Below are 16741 nucleotides of genomic sequence, written 5' to 3'. Positions count from 1 at the left end.
GATGACCGTCCTTCACGACAGGATCGAGATGGCCGACGCCGACGCGAACACCGAGGCTTTGGACGAACTGTTCGAGCGCCTGGAGCGGATGCCCGTCCCCGAGGGGTTCAAGGTCGAGATCGTCGGGGGCTACGTCTTCAGGGCGCCACAGCGGGACACTCACTGGACCATCATCCGCCGTATCGTGCGGGCGCTGGAGGACAGGTTCGGGATGGACGTCAAGGCCTTCTCCGACGTCCGTATCGACTTCCCGGGCGACGAGAACGGCTTCTGTCCCGACGTCGCCCTGCTCAAGGACACGGCGGAGAAGGACGACACCGGCCACTGGCGTCACCAGGACGTCGAATTCGTCGCCGAGGTCATCTCCAAAGGCACGGCCTTCAACGACTACGGCCCGAAGAAGGCCGCCTACGCGGAGGCAGAGGTCCCCCTCTACCTCATCGCCGACCCCTACCGGGGGCGCTGCTTCATCCACAGCGACCCCAAGGACGGCACCTACACGACCGAGACGCGGGTGGACTTCGGCACCGACCTCGACCTGACCGGCACGGTGCTCGACCTCGTCCTCGCGACCGGCGCCTTCCCACGCGACTAGGCGGGCACCCCGGCCCGGGCCGGGGTGCCTCCCGGCTCGTCCGCGGCGCCTTGCCGGCTCGTCCGGGGCGGCAGCGCGGGGCCCGTTCGGCGTCGGCCTCGACGATCGCCCTTGCCTTGAGCGCACTCCAAGCCGTTGGCTTGAGGACCATGGAGTACACGCAGCTTGGACGCACGGGCCTCAAGGTCAGCCGACTCGTCCTCGGGACGATGAACTTCGGGCCGCAGACGGACGAAGCCGACAGCCACGCGATCATGGACGCGGCGCTGGACGCGGGCATCAACTTCTTCGACACGGCGAACGTCTACGGATGGGGCGAGAACAAGGGGCGCACCGAGTCCATCATCGGGAACTGGTTCGCCAAGGGCGGTGAGCGGCGCGACAAGGTCGTCCTCGCCACCAAGGTCTACGGCAACATGGGCACCGAGGGCGCGCCCTGGCCGAACCACGACAAGCTCTCCGCGCTGAACATCCGGCGAGCGGTGGACGCCAGCCTGAAGCGGCTGCAGACCGACTACATCGATCTCTACCAGTTCCACCACGTCGACCGCAGCACCCCCTTCGAGGAGATCTGGCAGGCGATCGACGTCCTCGTGCAGCAGGGGAAGATCCTTTACGTCGGGTCCTCCAACTTCCCCGGTTACAAGATCGCCCAGGGCAACGAGATCGCGGCCCGCCGCGGCACCATCGGCCTCGTCAGCGAGCAGTGCCTGTACAACCTCGCCGAGCGGCGCGCCGAGATGGAGGTCATCCCGGCCGCGCGGGACTACGGCGTGGGGGTCATCCCGTGGTCGCCGCTGCACGGAGGCGTGCTCGGCGGTGTGATCAAGAAGCAGGTCGAGGGCGGCCGCCGTGCCTCCGGACGGGCCGCCGACGCGCTCGCCGACCCCGCCACCCGGGCCCGGATCCAGTCCTACGAGGATCTGCTCGACAAGCACGGCCTGGAGCCCGGCGAGGTCGCCCTGGCGTGGCTGCTGACCCGGCCCGGCGTGACCGGACCGATCGTCGGCCCGCGCACCGCCGGGCAGCTGGAGTCGGCGCTGCGGGCCGTGGAGCTGGAGCTGGGCGAGGAGCTGCTGACCGGCCTCGACGAGATCTTCCCGGGCCCGGGCCCGTCCCCGGAGGCCTTCGCCTGGTAGACCGACGGCGCCGGAGCCCCGCACCACCGGAGCCCGGCACCACCGGAGCACCGCCGGTACCGGAAGTCCCGCCGGTACCGGCGAGAAGCCCGGTCGGCACCGGCGAGCACGGCGTCCGTGAGGGCGAGGGGAACCGCGCGACCGGCCGCACGGCCCGCGGCCGGGCGGCGGCCGCGGCTCCCCGCCGCTCCTAACGAAGCGCCGAAGCCAGGGCCACCACGACGAACATCAACACAAGCGCACCGGCCATGATCCGGTTCCGGGTTTTCGGGTCCACGTATTCGAGACTAACCGGCCCCGCCCAGTGCCCAGCGGGCGACCGCCTCGTACCGGGGCTGCTCGCCGGGCACACCGGACGTCGGCAGGTTGCTGCGCACCAGCGCCAGGTCGGCCACCTGCCAGGCCGGGCCGGTGAAGTCGCCGAGCAGGTCGACGTAGGGCCGTACGTCGACCGCGTCCCGGCCGCGGGCCAGTGTCAGATGGGCCTTGTAGCGGCGGTGTTCGCCCATCGGCACGCCGGCCTTGCGGGCCGCCGCCTCGGCGCGGTCGGCCAGCAGGCGCATGGCCTCCAGGTCGCCGCGGGCCCCCACCCACAGGGCCTTGCCGTGTCCGAACTGGCCGCCGCCGGACAGGGCCAGCTCGAAGGGGTGGGTACGGTGGGCCGCGCGGGACAGCCGGTCCGACAGGGCGGGCAGGAGGTCGTCGGCGACCTCGCCGTAGAAGGCGAGCGTGAAGTGCCAGCCGGCGCGGGCCGTCCAGCGCAGGCCGTCGGCCCCGGGAAGCCGCCTCAACCGGGCTACCTCGTCGGCCAGTTGACCGATGACGTCCTCCGGGGGCAGCACGGCGGCGAAGAGTCTCATGCCTTCACCTTCGCAGACCGGCCTGGGCATGATGGGGCCCATGACGATCACCATCCGCGCAGGCGGCCCCGACGACGTCCCGCTGATCCTCGGCATGCTCGACAGTTCCGTGGAGTGGCTCGTCTCACAGGGGCGTACCCGGCAGTGGGGCACCGATCCCTGGTCGAAGGACCCGAAGGCGGTGGCGATCGTCGAGCGGTACGCCACCCAGGGCACGCCCTACATAGCCGAGGTGGACGGCGCGCCGGCCGCCACCCTCACCCTGACCGACGCTCCCGGCAGCTACCTGGAGCCCGCCGACGAACCCGAGCGGTACATCCACCTGCTCGCCTCCGACCGCCGGTTCAAGGGCCGGGGCGCGGGTGCCGCACTGCTCGCCCACGCGGCCCGGGTGACCCGGGAGGCGGGGATCTCCCTGCTCCGCGTGGACTGCTACGCGGGCGACGACGGCAAGCTGGTCGCCTACTACGAGCGCAACGGCTTCATCCGGACCGAGCCCTTCCGCCACGGTGCGGACGAGTGGCCGGGCCAGGTGCTGGCCCGGAGGGTCCTGTAGCGGACCCTCCGGGAGGCGCGAAGCGCCCCGAGCCGCCGAAAGCCGCCGGGGCCCTCGACCCTCAGGCCGTCCCCGGCACGGCTCAGGCCGCCGTCGCCATTTCTCCCCGCACGCGCGGGACGAAGCGGACCTGGGGGTGGCCACGGTGCCAGCCCACGGCCAGGCGCAGGTCGCCGATGCGGGCGAGGACCAGGCCGATCGCGGCCGCGGCCACCACGGAGACGATGCCGCCGGTGGCGAAGCCGACCCGGGCGCCGTAGGTGTCGGTGACCCAGCCGACCACCGGTGCGCCCAGCGGCGTACCCCCCATGAACACCATCATGAACAGGGCCATCACCCGGCCGCGCATGGCCGGGTCGGTGGCCATCTGCACGGCCGTGTTCGCGGTGACGTTCACCGTGAGGCCGAAGATCCCGATCGGGACCATGAGCAGCGCGAACAGCCAGTACGACGGCGCCGTCGCGGCCACGGTCTCCAGCGCGCCGAAGGCCAGCGCGGCGGCGGTCAGGACCCGCAGCCGGGCCGTGCCGCGCCGGGCGGCCAGCAGGGCGCCGACCAGTGAGCCGGCCGCCATCAGCGTGTTGAGGAGGCTGTAGCCGCCGGCGCCGACGTGGAAGACGTCGTCCGCGTAGGCCGACAGCCACACCGGGAAGTTGAAGCCGAAGGTGCCGATGAAGCCGACGAGGACGATCGGCCAGATCAGCTCCGGCCGCTTGGCCACGTAGTTCAGGCCCTCCCGCAGCTGGCCCTTGCCGCGCGGCGCCCGCCTGCCGGCGTGCAGTTCGCGGGCGCGCATCAGCAGCAGGCCCGCCATGGGTGCGGCGAAGGACAGGCCGTTGGCGAGGAAGGCCCAGCCGGTGCCCACCCCGGTGATCATGAGACCGGCGACGGCGGGGCCGACCAGACGGGCGGACTGGAAGTTCGCGGAGTTCAGGCTGACCGCGTTCTGCAGCTGCTCGGGGCCGACCATCTCGGAGACGAAGGACTGCCGCGCCGGGTTGTCGATCACCGTGGCGAGGCCGACGGCGAAGGCGGCGACGTAGACGTGCCAGACCTGGACGTGGCCGGAGAGGGTCAGGAAGGCGAGCGCGAGACCGGTGAGGGCCATCGCCGACTGGGTGACCAGCAGCGTGGGCCGCTTGGGCAGGCGGTCCACGAGGACGCCGCCGTAGAGGCCGAACAGGAGCATCGGCAGGAACTGCAGGGCCGTCGTGATGCCGACGGCCGCGGAGGAGCCGGTGAGGCTCAGGACGAGCCAGTCCTGGGCGATGCGCTGCATCCAGGTGCCGGTGTTCGAGACGACCTGGCCGAGGAAGAAGAGGCGGTAGTTCCGGATCCTCAGCGAGCTGAACATCGAGGATCTGCGGGCGGGCGGGGTAGTGGTGGACGGTGCGGGGGCGGAAGTTGCTCCGGATCCCGTACTCAAAAGGGTCGCCTCCTCGAATGGCTTGCTTACAGGTGTGCGAGCTTCTCCAGCACGGGGGCGGCGGCGCGCAGTGTGGCCCACTCGTCCTCGTCGAGCTCCTCGACGAGGCCGGCCAGGAACGCGTTGCGCTTGCGGCGGCTCTCCTCGAGCATGGCCTCGGCCTGCTCGGTCTGGGTGACGACCTTCTGGCGCCGGTCCTCCGGGTGCGGCTCCAGCCGGACCAGCCCCTTGGCCTCGAGCAGCGCGACGATGCGGGTCATCGACGGCGGCTGGACGTGCTCCCGGCGGGCCAGCTCACCGGGGGTGGCGGGACCGCAGCGGAACAGGGTGCCGAGCACCGACATCTCGGTGGGGCTCAGTGACTCGTCGACCCGCTGGTGCTTGAGGCGACGGGACAGCCGCATCACGGCGGAGCGGAGGGCGTTCACGGCGGCAGCGTCGTCGCCATGCGTAAGGTCCGGCATGTTCCTTAGCGTAACTCATTACTCTGACTAAAGACCACCGGGGACGCGCGCGCCGTGCCCGTGCCTTCGGCCATCGAACCCTTTGATCACCCATAAGAGTGAGTCGGCTCCGGAAAGACAGGCATCGGGCGGCCGGATGTGGCGACCCTCATAGCCATGGGGACCAGCGTGCTCAGCCTGCGGATAGACGGGGAGCTGCTCGAAAGGCTCCGGCACCACGCGGCGAGAAGGGGAATGAGCGTGCAGGACTATGTGGTCCGCACGCTCGTACGAGACGACTTCGACGAACGGTTCCAGGCCGCCGTCGAGGAGACGGAGAGGTTCTACGGCGTCCGGTGACGCCCGCCGTCGATCGGCGGGCGCCAGGGGTCGGGCCGGCCGGGCCGGCCGGCCGTTCAGGCCAGCCGGGACGACCGCTCCGGCCGACCGCGACGACCGCTCAGGTCAGCCGCGACGACCGCTCAGGCCGGCCGCGACGACCGCTCAGGTCAGCCGCGACGACCGCTCAGGCCGGCCGCGACGACCGCTCAGGTCAGCCGCGACGACCGCTCGGGCCGGCCGGGCCGATCGCTCAGCCCGGCCGCATCAGCCGCTCGAGTCGGCCGGATCAGGTCAGTCCCAGGGCCGGCATCAGGTAGTAGAAGGCGAAGACCGCCGAGACGACGTACATCGCGACCGGGATCTCCCGGGCCCGTCCGGCGGCCAGGCGCAGCACCGTGAAGGTGATGAAGCCCATGCCGATGCCGTTGGTGATCGAGTAGGTGAACGGCATCATCAGCATCGTGATGAAGGCCGGGATCGCGATGGTGTAGTCCTCCCAGTCGATCTCCTTGATGGAGTTCGACAGGATCAGGAAGCCGACCGCGACCAGCGCCGGGGTGGCCGCCTGGGACGGGACCATCGTGGCGATCGGGGTGAGGAAGAGCGCCAGGGCGAAGAGACCGCCGGTGACTACGTTCGCCAGGCCGGTGCGGGCACCCTCGCCGACGCCCGCCGTGGACTCCACGAACGCGGTGGTGGCCGAGGAGGAGCTGGCGCCGCCGGCCGCGACCGCGAGGCCGTCGACGAAGAGGACCCTGTTGATGCCGGGCATGTAGCCCTGGGCGTCGGTCAGCTTGGCCTCGTCGCTGATGCCCATGATCGTGCCCATCGCGTCGAAGAAGCACGACAGCAGGACCGTGAAGACGAACAGGACGCCGGTGAGCACGCCGACCTTGGAGAAGCCGCCGAAGAGGCTGACCTTGCCGACCAGGCCGAAGTCGGGGGTCGCCAACGGGTTGCCCGGCCACTTCGGGACGGTGAGACCCCAGGACGGGACGGTCGCGACGGCGTTGATGATCAGCGCGAGGACGGTCATGCCGACGATGGAGATCAGGATCGCGCCCGGCACCTTGCGGACCATCAGCGCGAAGGTGAGCAGCACGCCCAGGACGAAGACCAGCACCGGCCAGCCGGTGAGGTGGCCGCCCGTGCCGAGCTGGAGCGGGACGGTGGTCTGGGCGGCGTCCGGCATCCGCGTGACGAAGCCCGAGTCGACCAGGCCGATCAGCATGATGAACAGGCCGATACCGATCGCGATCGCCTTGCGCAGGCCGAACGGCACGGCGTTCATCACGCGCTCGCGCAGGCCCGTGGCGACCAGCAGCATCACCACGAAGCCGGCCAGCACGACCATGCCCATGGCGTCCGGCCAGCTCATCCGGGGTGCCAGCTGGAGCGCGACGACCGAGTTGACGCCCAGGCCGGCGGCGAGCGCGATCGGCACGTTGCCGATGACGCCCATGAGCAGCGTGCTGAACGCGGCCGTCAGCGCCGTGGCGGTCACCAGCTGGCCGTTGTCCAGGTGGTGCCCGTACATGTCCTTCGCGCTGCCGAGGATGATCGGGTTCAGCACGATGATGTACGCCATCGCGAAGAAGGTGGCGAAACCGCCGCGGACCTCACGGGCGAGGGAGCTGCCCCGCTCGGAGATCTTGAAGTAGCGGTCGAACGGGCCGAAGGCCGGCGCACCGCCCGGCCTTTCGGGGGTGGGGACCTTGGCAGGTGCCGAGGTGGACATGCGGGACCTCATCACCAACGGGGTTCCCCCGAGCCTCGTTGGACTTTCATACGAGCGGAAGTGGCCAGAGACAAACGGTTTCAGTATGAACGTATGAGGGCGAGATCGCTATCTCCGCGCGTAGAACCGGTCGCGTCCCGATCGCCTCGTAAGCTGTCCCCCATGACCAAGTGGACCCCGACGCACGAAGCGCCCGAGCCCCTGGAGGGCCCCGTGGTGGCCACCATCACCGGCGGCACGATCGTGTGGTTCGTGCTCTTCCTGGTCCAGCTGCCGTTCTACGGCTGGTTCGCGGACCACGACCGGCAGTGGTGGGTGTGGACCTGTCTGGCCGGGGGCGGACTCGGGCTGATCGGCATCTGGTACGTCCGCAGGCGCGACGCGGCGATCAAGCGGGACGCCGCCCTGGAGTCGGTGCGGGCCAAGTAGCCGTGGTCGGCAGGCGTACCGGCCGTAGCGGCCGTACGACCGGCGCATGACCCCGTTCCTCCCCCTCTCCTCCCCAGGTCGGAACCCGACCCGGACTTCCCGGCTCTCGGCAGGTGAAGGCGCAGATCCACACGTAACGTCGGATACATGTCGCACATCGACGCGGGCGCCGAGCTGGACCCCGTGCATCCCGTGCCCCTGCCCAAGGCGCCGGCCACCGGGCTGACCCTCGCCGAGGTCGCGGAGCGCGTGGCGCGCGGGCAGGTCAACGACGTGCCGGTGCGCAGCAGCCGGTCGCTGGGGGAGATCGTCCGTGCGAACGTCTTCACCCGGTTCAACGCGATCATCGGTGTGCTCTGGGTCGTCATGCTGTTCGTCGCGCCGATCCAGGACAGTCTCTTCGGCTTCGTGATCCTCGCCAACACCGGGATCGGCATCATCCAGGAGTGGCGCGCCAAGCAGACCCTGGACTCGCTGGCGGTGATCGGGGAGTCCCGGCCGACGGTCCGCCGGGACGGGGTCACGACCGAGGTGCCCACCAGCGAGATCGTGCTGGACGACCTCATCGAGGTCGGCCCCGGCGACAAGATCGTCGTCGACGGAGTGTGCGCGGAGGCCGACGGCCTGGAGATCGACGAGTCGCTGCTCACCGGTGAGGCCGACCCGGTCGTCAAACGCCCCGGCGACCCGGTCATGTCCGGCAGTTTCGTGGTCGCGGGCGGCGGTGCCTTCGAGGCCACCAAGGTGGGCCGCGAGGCCTACGCCGCCCAGCTCGCCGAGGAGGCCTCCCGCTTCACCCTCGTCCACTCCGAGCTGCGCACCGGCATCTCCACGATCCTGAAGTACGTCACCTGGATGATGGTGCCGGCCGCGATCGGCCTGGTCGTCACCCAGCTCGTGGTGAAGAACAACGGGCTGAAGGACGCGGTGGCCCGCACGGTCGGCGGGATCATCCCGATGGTCCCGGAGGGGCTGGTCCTGCTCACCTCCGTCGCGTTCGCCATCGGGGTCATCCGGCTGGGCCGCAAGCAGTGCCTCGTGCAGGAGCTGCCGGCCATCGAGGGCCTGGCCCGCGTCGACACCGTCTGCCTGGACAAGACCGGCACGCTCACCGAGGGCGGCATGGACGTCACCGGTCTGCGGCCGCTGAACGGGGCCGACGAGTCGTACGTGCGCCGGGTGCTCGGCGCCCTCGGCGAGTCCGACCCGCGCCCCAACGCCTCCCTCCAGGCCATCATCGACGCCTACCCCGACAGCGAGGACTGGCGCTGCGTCGAGTCGCTCCCCTTCTCCTCCGCGCGCAAGTACAGCGGGGCGGCGTTCAGCGAGGGCGACGGTGAGACCAGCGCCTGGCTGCTGGGCGCACCGGACGTCCTCCTCTCCGACGGCGACCCGGCCCTGGCCGAAACCGAGCGCCTCAACGAAGCGGGCCTCAGGGTCCTGCTGCTGGCCCGCGCGCACCGCGACCTGGACGACCCGGAACCGGCCAGGGGCGCCCGCCCGACCGCCCTCGTCGTCCTGGAGCAGCGGCTGCGGCCGGACGCCTCCGACACGCTGCGCTACTTCGCGGACCAGAAGGTCAACGCGAAGGTGATCTCCGGCGACAACGCGGTGTCGGTCGGCGCGGTCGCCGGCAAGCTGGGCCTCGCCGGTGCGGTGGTGGACGCGCGGCAGCTGCCGGCGGAGCGGGCCGGGATGGCGCGGGCGATGGCCGAGGCGACGGTGTTCGGGCGGGTCACGCCGCAGCAGAAGCGGGAGATGGTCGGCGCGCTCCAGTCCGACGGGCACACGGTCGCGATGACCGGCGACGGCGTGAACGACGTGCTCGCGCTCAAGGACGCCGACATCGGCGTGGCCATGGGCTCGGGTTCGGAGGCGACCCGCGCGGTGGCACAGATCGTGCTGCTCGACAACAGCTTCGCGAGCCTGCCGGCGGTGGTGGGCGAGGGCCGCCGGGTGATCGGCAACATCACGCGCGTGGCGACCCTGTTCCTCGTGAAGACGGTCTACTCGGTGCTGCTGGCCGTGCTGGTGGTGTGCTGGCAGGTCGAATACCCCTTCCTGCCCCGGCACCTGACCCTGCTGTCCACCCTCACCATCGGCATCCCGGCCTTCTTCCTGGCGCTGGCCCCGAACAGGGAGCGGGCCAGACCGCACTTCGTCCGCCGGGTCATGCGGTACTCGGTCCCGGGCGGAGTGGTGGCCGGGGTGGCGACCTTCGTGACGTACCTGATCGCCCGCCACCACTACACCGGCCCCGGCCAGCTGGACGCGGAGACCAGCGCGGCCACCCTGACCCTGTTCCTGGTCTCCATGTGGGTCCTGGCGATCATCGCCCGCCCCTACACCTGGTGGCGGGTGGCCCTGGTGGCCGCGATGGCCGCCGCGTTCGTGGTCGTCCTGGTGGTACCGGCCCTGCAGAGCTTCTTCGCGCTCAAGCTGGTCGGCGTGACGATGCCGTGGACGGCGGTCGGGGTGGCGGTGGTGGCGGCGGCCGCCCTGGAGTTCGGGTGGAGGTGGGTCGACCGCCGCTTTTCCGACTAGCGCCGGGATCAGACCACGGGCCACATGGACTTGCCGGGCGCCAGGCCCCCCTTGCCGTTGCCCGCGTACAGGCTCAGCTCGCCGTTGACCTCCATGTAGGCGAAGTCGTCGTTGCCGTCGCCGTTGAAGTCGCCGGACAGCACCGGCCGGTAGCTGGTGAAGTCGTCCTTGGGCCACATCGACCGGGCCTTGTCAAAGGTGCCGTCGGCCTTGCCCGGGTAGAGGCCCAGGGTCCCATCGGACGCGACCGCGGCGATGTCCTCCCAGCCGTCGCCGTTGAAGTCACCCGTGGCGATGTGCTCCTTCTTCCAGGTCTTGTCCGGCCACATCGACTTCTTCTGGTTGACCAAATTGCCGTCCGCGTCCCGCTTGAAGCTGTAGAGGGAGCCGTCGCCCCACTGGACGAGCAGGGTGTCACGACCCTTGACGGAACTGTGCAGGACGGCGGCCGGACCGGCGTCCTTCCAGGCCGGGTCCGTCCAGAGCCTGTGCCTCGTCCACCGGCTCACCGGCCTCGGCCGCGGTATCTCCCGCCGTGAGACGAGGAGCAACGTGCCGTCCTCCAAGACCTCGACGATCTCCGGCCCGGCGACGGCGGGGTCGAAGTCACCCGCGAGGATCGCCCGCGCCGAATCGCCGCCGATGCCGGCCAGCTGGGTGCCGAACTGCAGCGTGCCGTCCGGGCGGGCGTAGAACACCTGGACCGACCCGTCCTGCATGGCGGACACGACGTCCGTGCGGCCGTCGCCGTTGAAGTCGGCGGCCGACATCGCGCCCCGCGTGGACTTCTGATGAGTGATCATGCGTACCCGCTGGACCCAGTCCGCGATGTCGTCCACCCGCGTGGCCACGGCTCCGGTGCGCGTCTCGTCAGTGTTGATGCAGCCGCCGCCCCAGGAGCGGGTGACCACGGCCGTCACGTCACCGTGCGCGTCCAGCACCGGCCCGCCCGCGTCCCCCGGGCACACCGCACCGCCGGATGCGGGCGAGAGCGCGAGCGTCGCGGCGCCGACGCCGTCCACGCCGAAGGTGTCGGAATGCGCCTTCAGCGGGGCCCACTCCGTCTTGGTGCGGCCGTACCCGACCACCGTGAGCTGCTGGCCCTGCGTCGGTGCCGTTGTGGTCACCTTGGCCTCGGAGATGTCCGGGAAGGGGCCCGCCAGCGGGTTCTCGACCTTGTCCGGGTCGTCGATGCGCGCCATGACCAGGTCGCGATCAGGGTGCGGGACCAGTTGCAGCACCTGCTGCTTCTCCTGCGCCGCGGTCGCGGTGGGCGTCAGACCATCGGCGCTCACCAGCGTCGGATACGGCGGCTTGCCCGCCTTCGGCTTCGTCGCGTGCTGCGGGTCGGCCGCGAAGCAGCTGGCCGAGGTGAGCACCCACTGGGCGTCGACCAACGTGCCGGAGCAGGCGCGTTCGTTGTCCTTGCCGAAGTCGACGTGCAGCTTCACGGTGAACTTGTCGCCGTCGTCCGGGATCTGGTCGCCTACGACGGACTGGGCGGGCGAGGCGCCTAGGAGCCCGGCGGCGAGACCCGCCGCCAGAGTCCCGGCGACCCACGCTGTGCGCTTCCGGCTCGAACGGGAATGTGTCACGTTTCCTCGAATCACAAGACGTGCCCTGCGGGTGCAGAGGCCGGTGGGGCCCGTGCGGGCGTGTCACGCACGGGAGGGGGAACCGTCAGCCGGTCACGCGGAGTTCGACCAGCACCGACCGAGCGCCACCGACGGTGCCCTCGCCCACGGACTCGAAGCCGCCCTTGGCGACGTTGACCGTCGTGGTCTTCCCGTCGGCGGTGAGGTTGGCGCTGACCGGATGGTCGGCGGCCTCCACGGCGAAGACACGTGGGAGTTCGAGGGTGAGGCGACCGGTCTTGGCCGTGGCCCTGAAGCAGTAGGTGCCCTGCCGGCCAGTGGAGTCGTCCTTGACGGTGAGCACCCGGATCTGCTGGGCCGCCTGGTCGCAGTCGGCGAGCAGGATGTGCCCGTCGCCCTTCTTCAGCTTGATGCCCTTCTCGGCCAGCACGCGGTCGGCCCCCGGATACCCGTAGTCCTCGACCGCGACGGGCGGGGCCGAGTCGGACGGCGTGGGGGGCGGGTCGTCGGCCGCGGCCACGGACACACCCGTGAGCGTGGCTATACCGGCCACGCATGCGGACACCACTGTTTTTCGGGCACGGAAAGGCACTGGGGAGCCCCTTCAGGAAGTTTTTCTCGAAAAAGAGATGACCTCAATTGCGGGCATGCCGGCAGCACGGAAGATGTCGCAAAACAGCCCCCCGCAATCAAAAGAAGAAGGGCACAAAAAGGCCCAGCTTGAGACGCTGCTGGTCAGGCAGCGGAAAAGACAGGCCACAGGTTAGTCAAAGACAGATCATGCGTCAACGCGGGATCTTCACGCTTCCCCCAACGAACAGTCATGACTGAGGGTGCAGTTGCCTACATACGCGTACGAACCGGGCCATCGGTCCCCAGGACGCTCCACCGCTTCCATTCCTCGGTGAAATCCGATTAGTTGGGCAAAGATGCAGGACGCTACGCTGCCTTACTCCACACTCGGCGACTCGCATTCGGGGGCGTCGCCGATGACCGAGACAGGTGTTCAGTGAATCGAAGAACTGACCAGTTCGATAGCACCGGAAAAGTGACGCGTCTAATACGCCGAACGGCATTCACCCTGCTTCCTCTGGCCCTCACCGCCGGCCTGCTGGGCACGGCACCGACGGTGGCGGCAGCACCCGACGGCGGGGGTGTCCGGGCGGTCCCGGCGGCGCAGACCGGCGCCGAGCAGCGCGGCCTCGTGATCGACTACTGGAAGGAGGGCGGTCCCGGCGTCAAGGCCGCCGCCGAGGCGGCACTCACCGGCAGCGACGCCGACGTCCAGGCCTTCCTGGCCGAGGCCGACGACCTCTCCTTCCAGGATGAACGGGTCACCGCCGCCCAACTCGCCTCCGTCGGTGGCCCAGAGCTGCTGACGGCCGCCCGCCAGGCGCTGTCCGGAACGCCGGACGAGCTGCACGACTTCCTGGACGACGGCTGGGAAGACCCCATGGAGCAGGACAACCGGGTCCGGGTCGCCCAGATCGTCGACACCTCGGGCCCCAACGTGCAGAGTGCCGGCCGGGCGGCTCTCGCCGGCAGCGCCGACGACGTACAGAAGTTCCTCACCGAGGGCCGCTACACCCAGCAGGACGAGGACGAGCGGGTCCAGCTCGTCCAGATCGTCAGTGTGGGCGGGACCAACGTCCGGGCCGCCGGGCGCCTGGCGCTGAGCGGCACCACCGCGGACATCCACGAGTTCCTGGAGGTCGGTCAGTTCGTCGCCCGGGACAAGGACGAGGAACACGCCTCGGTCGCGGAGCTCGCCGAGCAGGCGAAGGAAGCGGGCCGGCAGGCCGCCAAGGCGACCGCTGCCGCCCAGGCCGAGTCCGCCAAGGCGGTCAAGGCCGCAGAGCTCGCCAAGAGCGCCGCCCTGGACGCCCAGGAGGAGGCGAAGGCCGCCAAGAACGACACGAACAAGGCCGCGCGCGCCGCCAAACGAGCCGCCACGGCGGCGTCACAGGCCGCGGCCTCCGCACAGCAGGCGATCGCCGCGGCCAACGCCGCGAACGACTCGGCGCGCGTCGCCGCCAACGCCGCCGCGCAGGCGGCGGCAGCCGCCGCCGGTGCCTCCCAGGCCGCGGCCCGCGCCCGCAACGCCGCGGCCGACGCCGCGGTGGACGCCAAGAACGCGAGCGCGGCGCGCAAGGCCGCGGAAGCCGCCGACAAGGCGGCCAAGGGTGCCGACGAGGCCTCCAAGGCCGCGGATCAGGCGGCCAAGGCCGCCGATGCCGCCGGTGACGCCGCCCATTCGGCGGCGAGCGCGGGCGACAACGCCAAGGCGGCGGCCGCCGCGGCCGACGAGGCGGGCAGCTACGCGGGCCAGTCGAGCGCCGAGGCCGCCGAAGCGCGTGCCGCCGCCGCGGCCGCCCGACGCCACGCCGCGGAGGCCAACCGCGCCGCCGCGGAGGCCGAGGCGCTGGCACGCAAGGCGGCGAAGGCCGCCCGGGAGGCCCGGGACGCCGCCACGTCCGCCGCCACCCACGCCCGGAACGCGGGCAAGGCCGCGAAGGAGGCGGCCGAACAGGCCGGCAACGCGGCCACGGCCGCGACGAAGTCCACCCAGCAGGCCAACGCCGCGACCGAGGCGGCGGACGCGGCCACGGCCGCTGTGTCCAAGGCACAGCAGATCCACGCGCTGGCTCGCGAGGTCGAGGCCGCCGAGCTGCTGGCCCGCACCAACGCCGGCATCGAACGCGCACGGGACGACAAGGACCAGGACGACGCCCGCACCGCCGCGCGGGCGGCGCTGGAGAAGGCCGCGAAGGACCGGCAGGCCGAGCGGGACCGTCTGGTGGCCGAGGCGGCCGGCTCCGGGGCCGATCTGGGCGCCGTCGCCCGCAAGGGCCGGGCGCTGGCCGTACGCGTGATGAAGGGCGGCACCGCCTGGGGCCGGGGGGCGGCCGAAGCCGCGCTCGGCGGGACCGACGAGGTGGTCATCGGCTACCTGCGCGACGGCTGGGACACCGCCGAGCAGCAGGACCAGCGGTCCTACGTGGAACGCCTGGCCGAGGAGAGCGAGAACAAGGCGGTTCGGGACGCGGCCGAGACCGCGCTCGAGGGTGACGCCGACGCGGTCCGCGCGTTCGTGGACGACGGTCAGTACCAGGTGGCCGGCGAGAGCATGCGCGTCGCCGTCGCCCAGGTGCTCGACGGAGCCGGCCCCGTGGTCACCGACGCCGGCCGCAAGGCCCTCGCCACCGGGGACCCGAAGAAATACAGCGAGTTCCTGCTCACCACGCAGCCCACCGCGCGGACCCAGGACGAGCGGGTCCGGGCGGCCCAGCTGATCGACGGCGGAACGCCCGAGGTGAAGTCGGCCGCGCGGATCGCCCTGGAGGGATCGCCGCAGGCCCTGCACGCCTTCATCGTCTCCGGGCAGTACCAGGCGCTGCGCAAGGACCAGTTGTCCGCCACCCATGTGGCCCAGGTGCAGAAGCTGATCGCGGACGCGGCGAAGGTCGCCGCCACCGCGCGGCAGGACGCCGCCACGGCCCAGAAGGTGGCCGCGACCGCCCGTAAGGCGGACATCGACGCCAAGAACTGGGCCAAGGCGGCGACCGCGGCCGAGGGCGAGGCACTGGACTCCGCCCACAAGGCCGACCAGTACGCCAAGGATGCCGAGAAGTCGGCGTCACAGGCCGCCGCGTCCGCGAGGACGGCCCGCGACGCCGCCAACCGCGCCGACCGCGACGCCTCGGACGCGGCCAGGTCGGCGGCGGACGCCACGTTGTCCTCGGAGGCCGCCCAGGTGGCCGCGTCGAACGCCTCCTACTACTCCGACCAGGCGTGGAAGTCCTCCGTCGCGGCGGGTAAGGACGCCGACGCCGCGATGAAGGCAGCGGTCGACGCGTTCAAGGTCTCGGTGCGCAAGTACCGTGAGGAGGCCGAGGTGCGGCGCAAGGCGGCCGTGGAGGCCAAGGAGAAGGCGAAGAACGACCCCGGCGCGCGGGCCCGTGAGTTGTACCGCTGTGGCCAGGCCGTGGTCCCCTGCGACCCGGTGGACTTTGCCCGCTGGTGTCAACACCAGGAGATCTACTGCGACATCCTGGCCCACAGCAAGGAGTTCAGCGACGCGGCCGAGCAGCTGTGGAATCTGGAGAAGGAGCTGCTGGGTCTCGGCCAGTACGAGGCCTGTATGGAGAAGAAGGACTTCGACTCCTGCAGCGGTCTCGTGGTGGACGCCCTGCTCAAGAGCAAGTTCAAGGTGCTGGACCGGGCCTACGAGGAACTGAAGCTCCTCAAGCGCGGCTGCAAGCTGGTCTCCAAGGTCTCCTTCGCGCGCCCCGCCGCGTTCCGGACCTCGGTCCGGGCCGCCGCCGGGAGCAACCCCGCCAAGTGCCTGGACGGCCTGAAGGACCACGACGTCTACGACCCCGTGACCGGCAACCGGATCACCGACATCGACCTCTTCGAGGGCGGTGTGATGTGGGAGCTGAAGTCGGCGATCTACGCTGACGACAAGTGGCTCGACGACAAGGTCGACAAGAAGCTCGCCGCATACCTGAAGTGCCGGGATCTGCTCCCCGGCTACGAGGGCGCGCCCATCGGCTTCCGCTTCACGCGGTCGGGGATGGACCCGCGCTTCCGCACGGCCTTGGAGCAGCGGTTCAAGGAGCTGCGGGAGAAGCACCCCGGCCTCGACCTCAGACTGGAGATTGCGGATTGAGTTACCCGTTCGAGTACGGCGACGACACGCTCTGGGACGCGGGATACCACAGCGGGCAGTTGTACCGGGCCCTCGCCGAGGGTGCGGCCGGGCTGCTGGAGGTGCCGTCGGGGCTGACCCCGGCCCCCCAGGGCGGCTGCACGGTGGACGGTGCGGAGTTCCAGGCCTTCACGCAGCGCTTGTACGACCTGCACGCCGACAGTTCCGCGGCAGTGCTGCGGGACCTTGCCCACGGCCTGCTCGTCACTTCGCTGGTCCTGCTGGACCGGACGGGCGGAGGGATCGCCGTACGGCCGCAGGACACGGCGGCCCTCGACGCGGCGAAGGCGGCGCTTGCCCGGACCATGGCGTCGTAGGAGCCGGAGGACCGTGACACGACCGGGGGCCGCTGCGGACGGCGGC

At 70.9% G+C, this 16741-nt stretch carries 14 protein-coding genes; 8 read left to right on the top strand and 6 right to left on the bottom strand.

Annotated features, from left to right (window positions below):
* Position 1 precedes the first annotated feature (1 nt).
* A complete protein-coding gene (locus ABVB68_RS00995) occupies positions 2 to 595 on the top strand; it encodes a Uma2 family endonuclease (RefSeq protein ID WP_353598872.1) in 594 nt (197 codons plus the stop codon).
* Positions 596 to 744: 149 nt separating this feature from the next.
* Positions 745 to 1734, top strand: a complete 990-nt coding sequence (locus ABVB68_RS00990) for an aldo/keto reductase (protein ID WP_353598871.1) — start codon at positions 745 to 747, stop codon at positions 1732 to 1734.
* Between the two features lie 287 nt (positions 1735 to 2021).
* Here ABVB68_RS00990 and thpR read toward each other — a convergent pair whose 3' ends face one another.
* Positions 2022 to 2594 (bottom strand): RNA 2',3'-cyclic phosphodiesterase, encoded by a 573-nt coding sequence (thpR, locus tag ABVB68_RS00985; RefSeq protein WP_353598870.1) that lies wholly within the window; start codon positions 2592 to 2594, stop codon positions 2022 to 2024.
* A 40-nt stretch (positions 2595 to 2634) separates the two neighbouring features.
* Between thpR and ABVB68_RS00980 the strand changes: the two genes are divergently transcribed.
* Positions 2635 to 3150, top strand: a complete 516-nt coding sequence (locus tag ABVB68_RS00980; RefSeq protein WP_353598869.1) for a GNAT family N-acetyltransferase — start codon at positions 2635 to 2637, stop codon at positions 3148 to 3150.
* An 82-nt stretch (positions 3151 to 3232) separates the two neighbouring features.
* Here ABVB68_RS00980 and ABVB68_RS00975 read toward each other — a convergent pair whose 3' ends face one another.
* Both ABVB68_RS00975 and ABVB68_RS00970 read right to left on the bottom strand, forming a co-directional pair.
* Positions 3233 to 4504, bottom strand: coding sequence for an MFS transporter (locus ABVB68_RS00975; RefSeq protein ID WP_503005969.1), 1272 nt, complete (start codon positions 4502 to 4504; stop codon positions 3233 to 3235).
* 98 nt (positions 4505 to 4602) lie between these two features.
* A complete protein-coding gene (locus ABVB68_RS00970; RefSeq protein ID WP_353598866.1) occupies positions 4603 to 5040 on the bottom strand; it encodes a MarR family winged helix-turn-helix transcriptional regulator in 438 nt (145 codons plus the stop codon).
* Between the two features lie 150 nt (positions 5041 to 5190).
* On the opposite strand from ABVB68_RS00970, the gene ABVB68_RS00965 reads away from it, so the two are divergent.
* A complete protein-coding gene (locus ABVB68_RS00965) occupies positions 5191 to 5379 on the top strand; it encodes a ribbon-helix-helix protein, CopG family (RefSeq protein WP_353599138.1) in 189 nt (62 codons plus the stop codon).
* A 268-nt stretch (positions 5380 to 5647) separates the two neighbouring features.
* Here the strand turns inward: ABVB68_RS00965 and ABVB68_RS00960 are convergent, their stop codons facing one another.
* Entirely contained in the window at positions 5648 to 7099 is a 1452-nt protein-coding gene (locus ABVB68_RS00960) for an NCS2 family permease (protein ID WP_353598865.1), read from the bottom strand.
* Positions 7100 to 7261: 162 nt separating this feature from the next.
* Here ABVB68_RS00960 and ABVB68_RS00955 point away from each other — a divergent pair, with 162 nt between their 5' ends.
* Both ABVB68_RS00955 and ABVB68_RS00950 read left to right on the top strand, forming a co-directional pair.
* Complete coding sequence (locus ABVB68_RS00955) at positions 7262 to 7528, top strand: DUF2530 domain-containing protein (protein WP_353598864.1); 267 nt, start codon at positions 7262 to 7264, stop codon at positions 7526 to 7528.
* A 147-nt stretch (positions 7529 to 7675) separates the two neighbouring features.
* Positions 7676 to 10072 carry an HAD-IC family P-type ATPase gene (locus tag ABVB68_RS00950; protein WP_353598863.1) on the top strand — a complete coding sequence of 799 codons (2397 nt, stop codon included), beginning with the start codon at positions 7676 to 7678 and terminating at the stop codon, positions 10070 to 10072.
* 8 nt (positions 10073 to 10080) lie between these two features.
* Here ABVB68_RS00950 and ABVB68_RS00945 read toward each other — a convergent pair whose 3' ends face one another.
* Both ABVB68_RS00945 and ABVB68_RS00940 read right to left on the bottom strand, forming a co-directional pair.
* Positions 10081 to 11667 carry an FG-GAP-like repeat-containing protein gene (locus ABVB68_RS00945; protein ID WP_353598862.1) on the bottom strand — a complete coding sequence of 529 codons (1587 nt, stop codon included), beginning with the start codon at positions 11665 to 11667 and terminating at the stop codon, positions 10081 to 10083.
* An 85-nt stretch (positions 11668 to 11752) separates the two neighbouring features.
* Positions 11753 to 12220, bottom strand: coding sequence for a hypothetical protein (locus tag ABVB68_RS00940; RefSeq protein WP_353598861.1), 468 nt, complete (start codon positions 12218 to 12220; stop codon positions 11753 to 11755).
* Between the two features lie 495 nt (positions 12221 to 12715).
* Between ABVB68_RS00940 and ABVB68_RS00935 the strand changes: the two genes are divergently transcribed.
* The gene (locus tag ABVB68_RS00935; protein WP_353598860.1) at positions 12716 to 16339 is read left to right on the top strand and encodes an ALF repeat-containing protein; all 3624 of its coding nucleotides are present in this window, start codon (positions 12716 to 12718) and stop codon (positions 16337 to 16339) included.
* On the top strand, positions 16336 to 16695 hold the full coding sequence (locus ABVB68_RS00930) for a DUF6086 family protein (RefSeq protein ID WP_353598859.1): 360 nt from the start codon (positions 16336 to 16338) through the stop codon (positions 16693 to 16695). The genes ABVB68_RS00935 and ABVB68_RS00930 overlap by 4 nt, the downstream gene beginning before the upstream one ends.
* Positions 16696 to 16741: the final 46 nt, after the last annotated feature.

The organism is Streptomyces sp. NPDC096012 (assembly GCF_040426375.1).
Classification (GTDB): Bacteria; Actinomycetota; Actinomycetes; order Streptomycetales; family Streptomycetaceae; genus Streptomyces.
The sequence above is the reverse complement of the archived record's forward strand: the minus strand, read 5'-3'. Positions and strand labels throughout refer to the sequence as shown.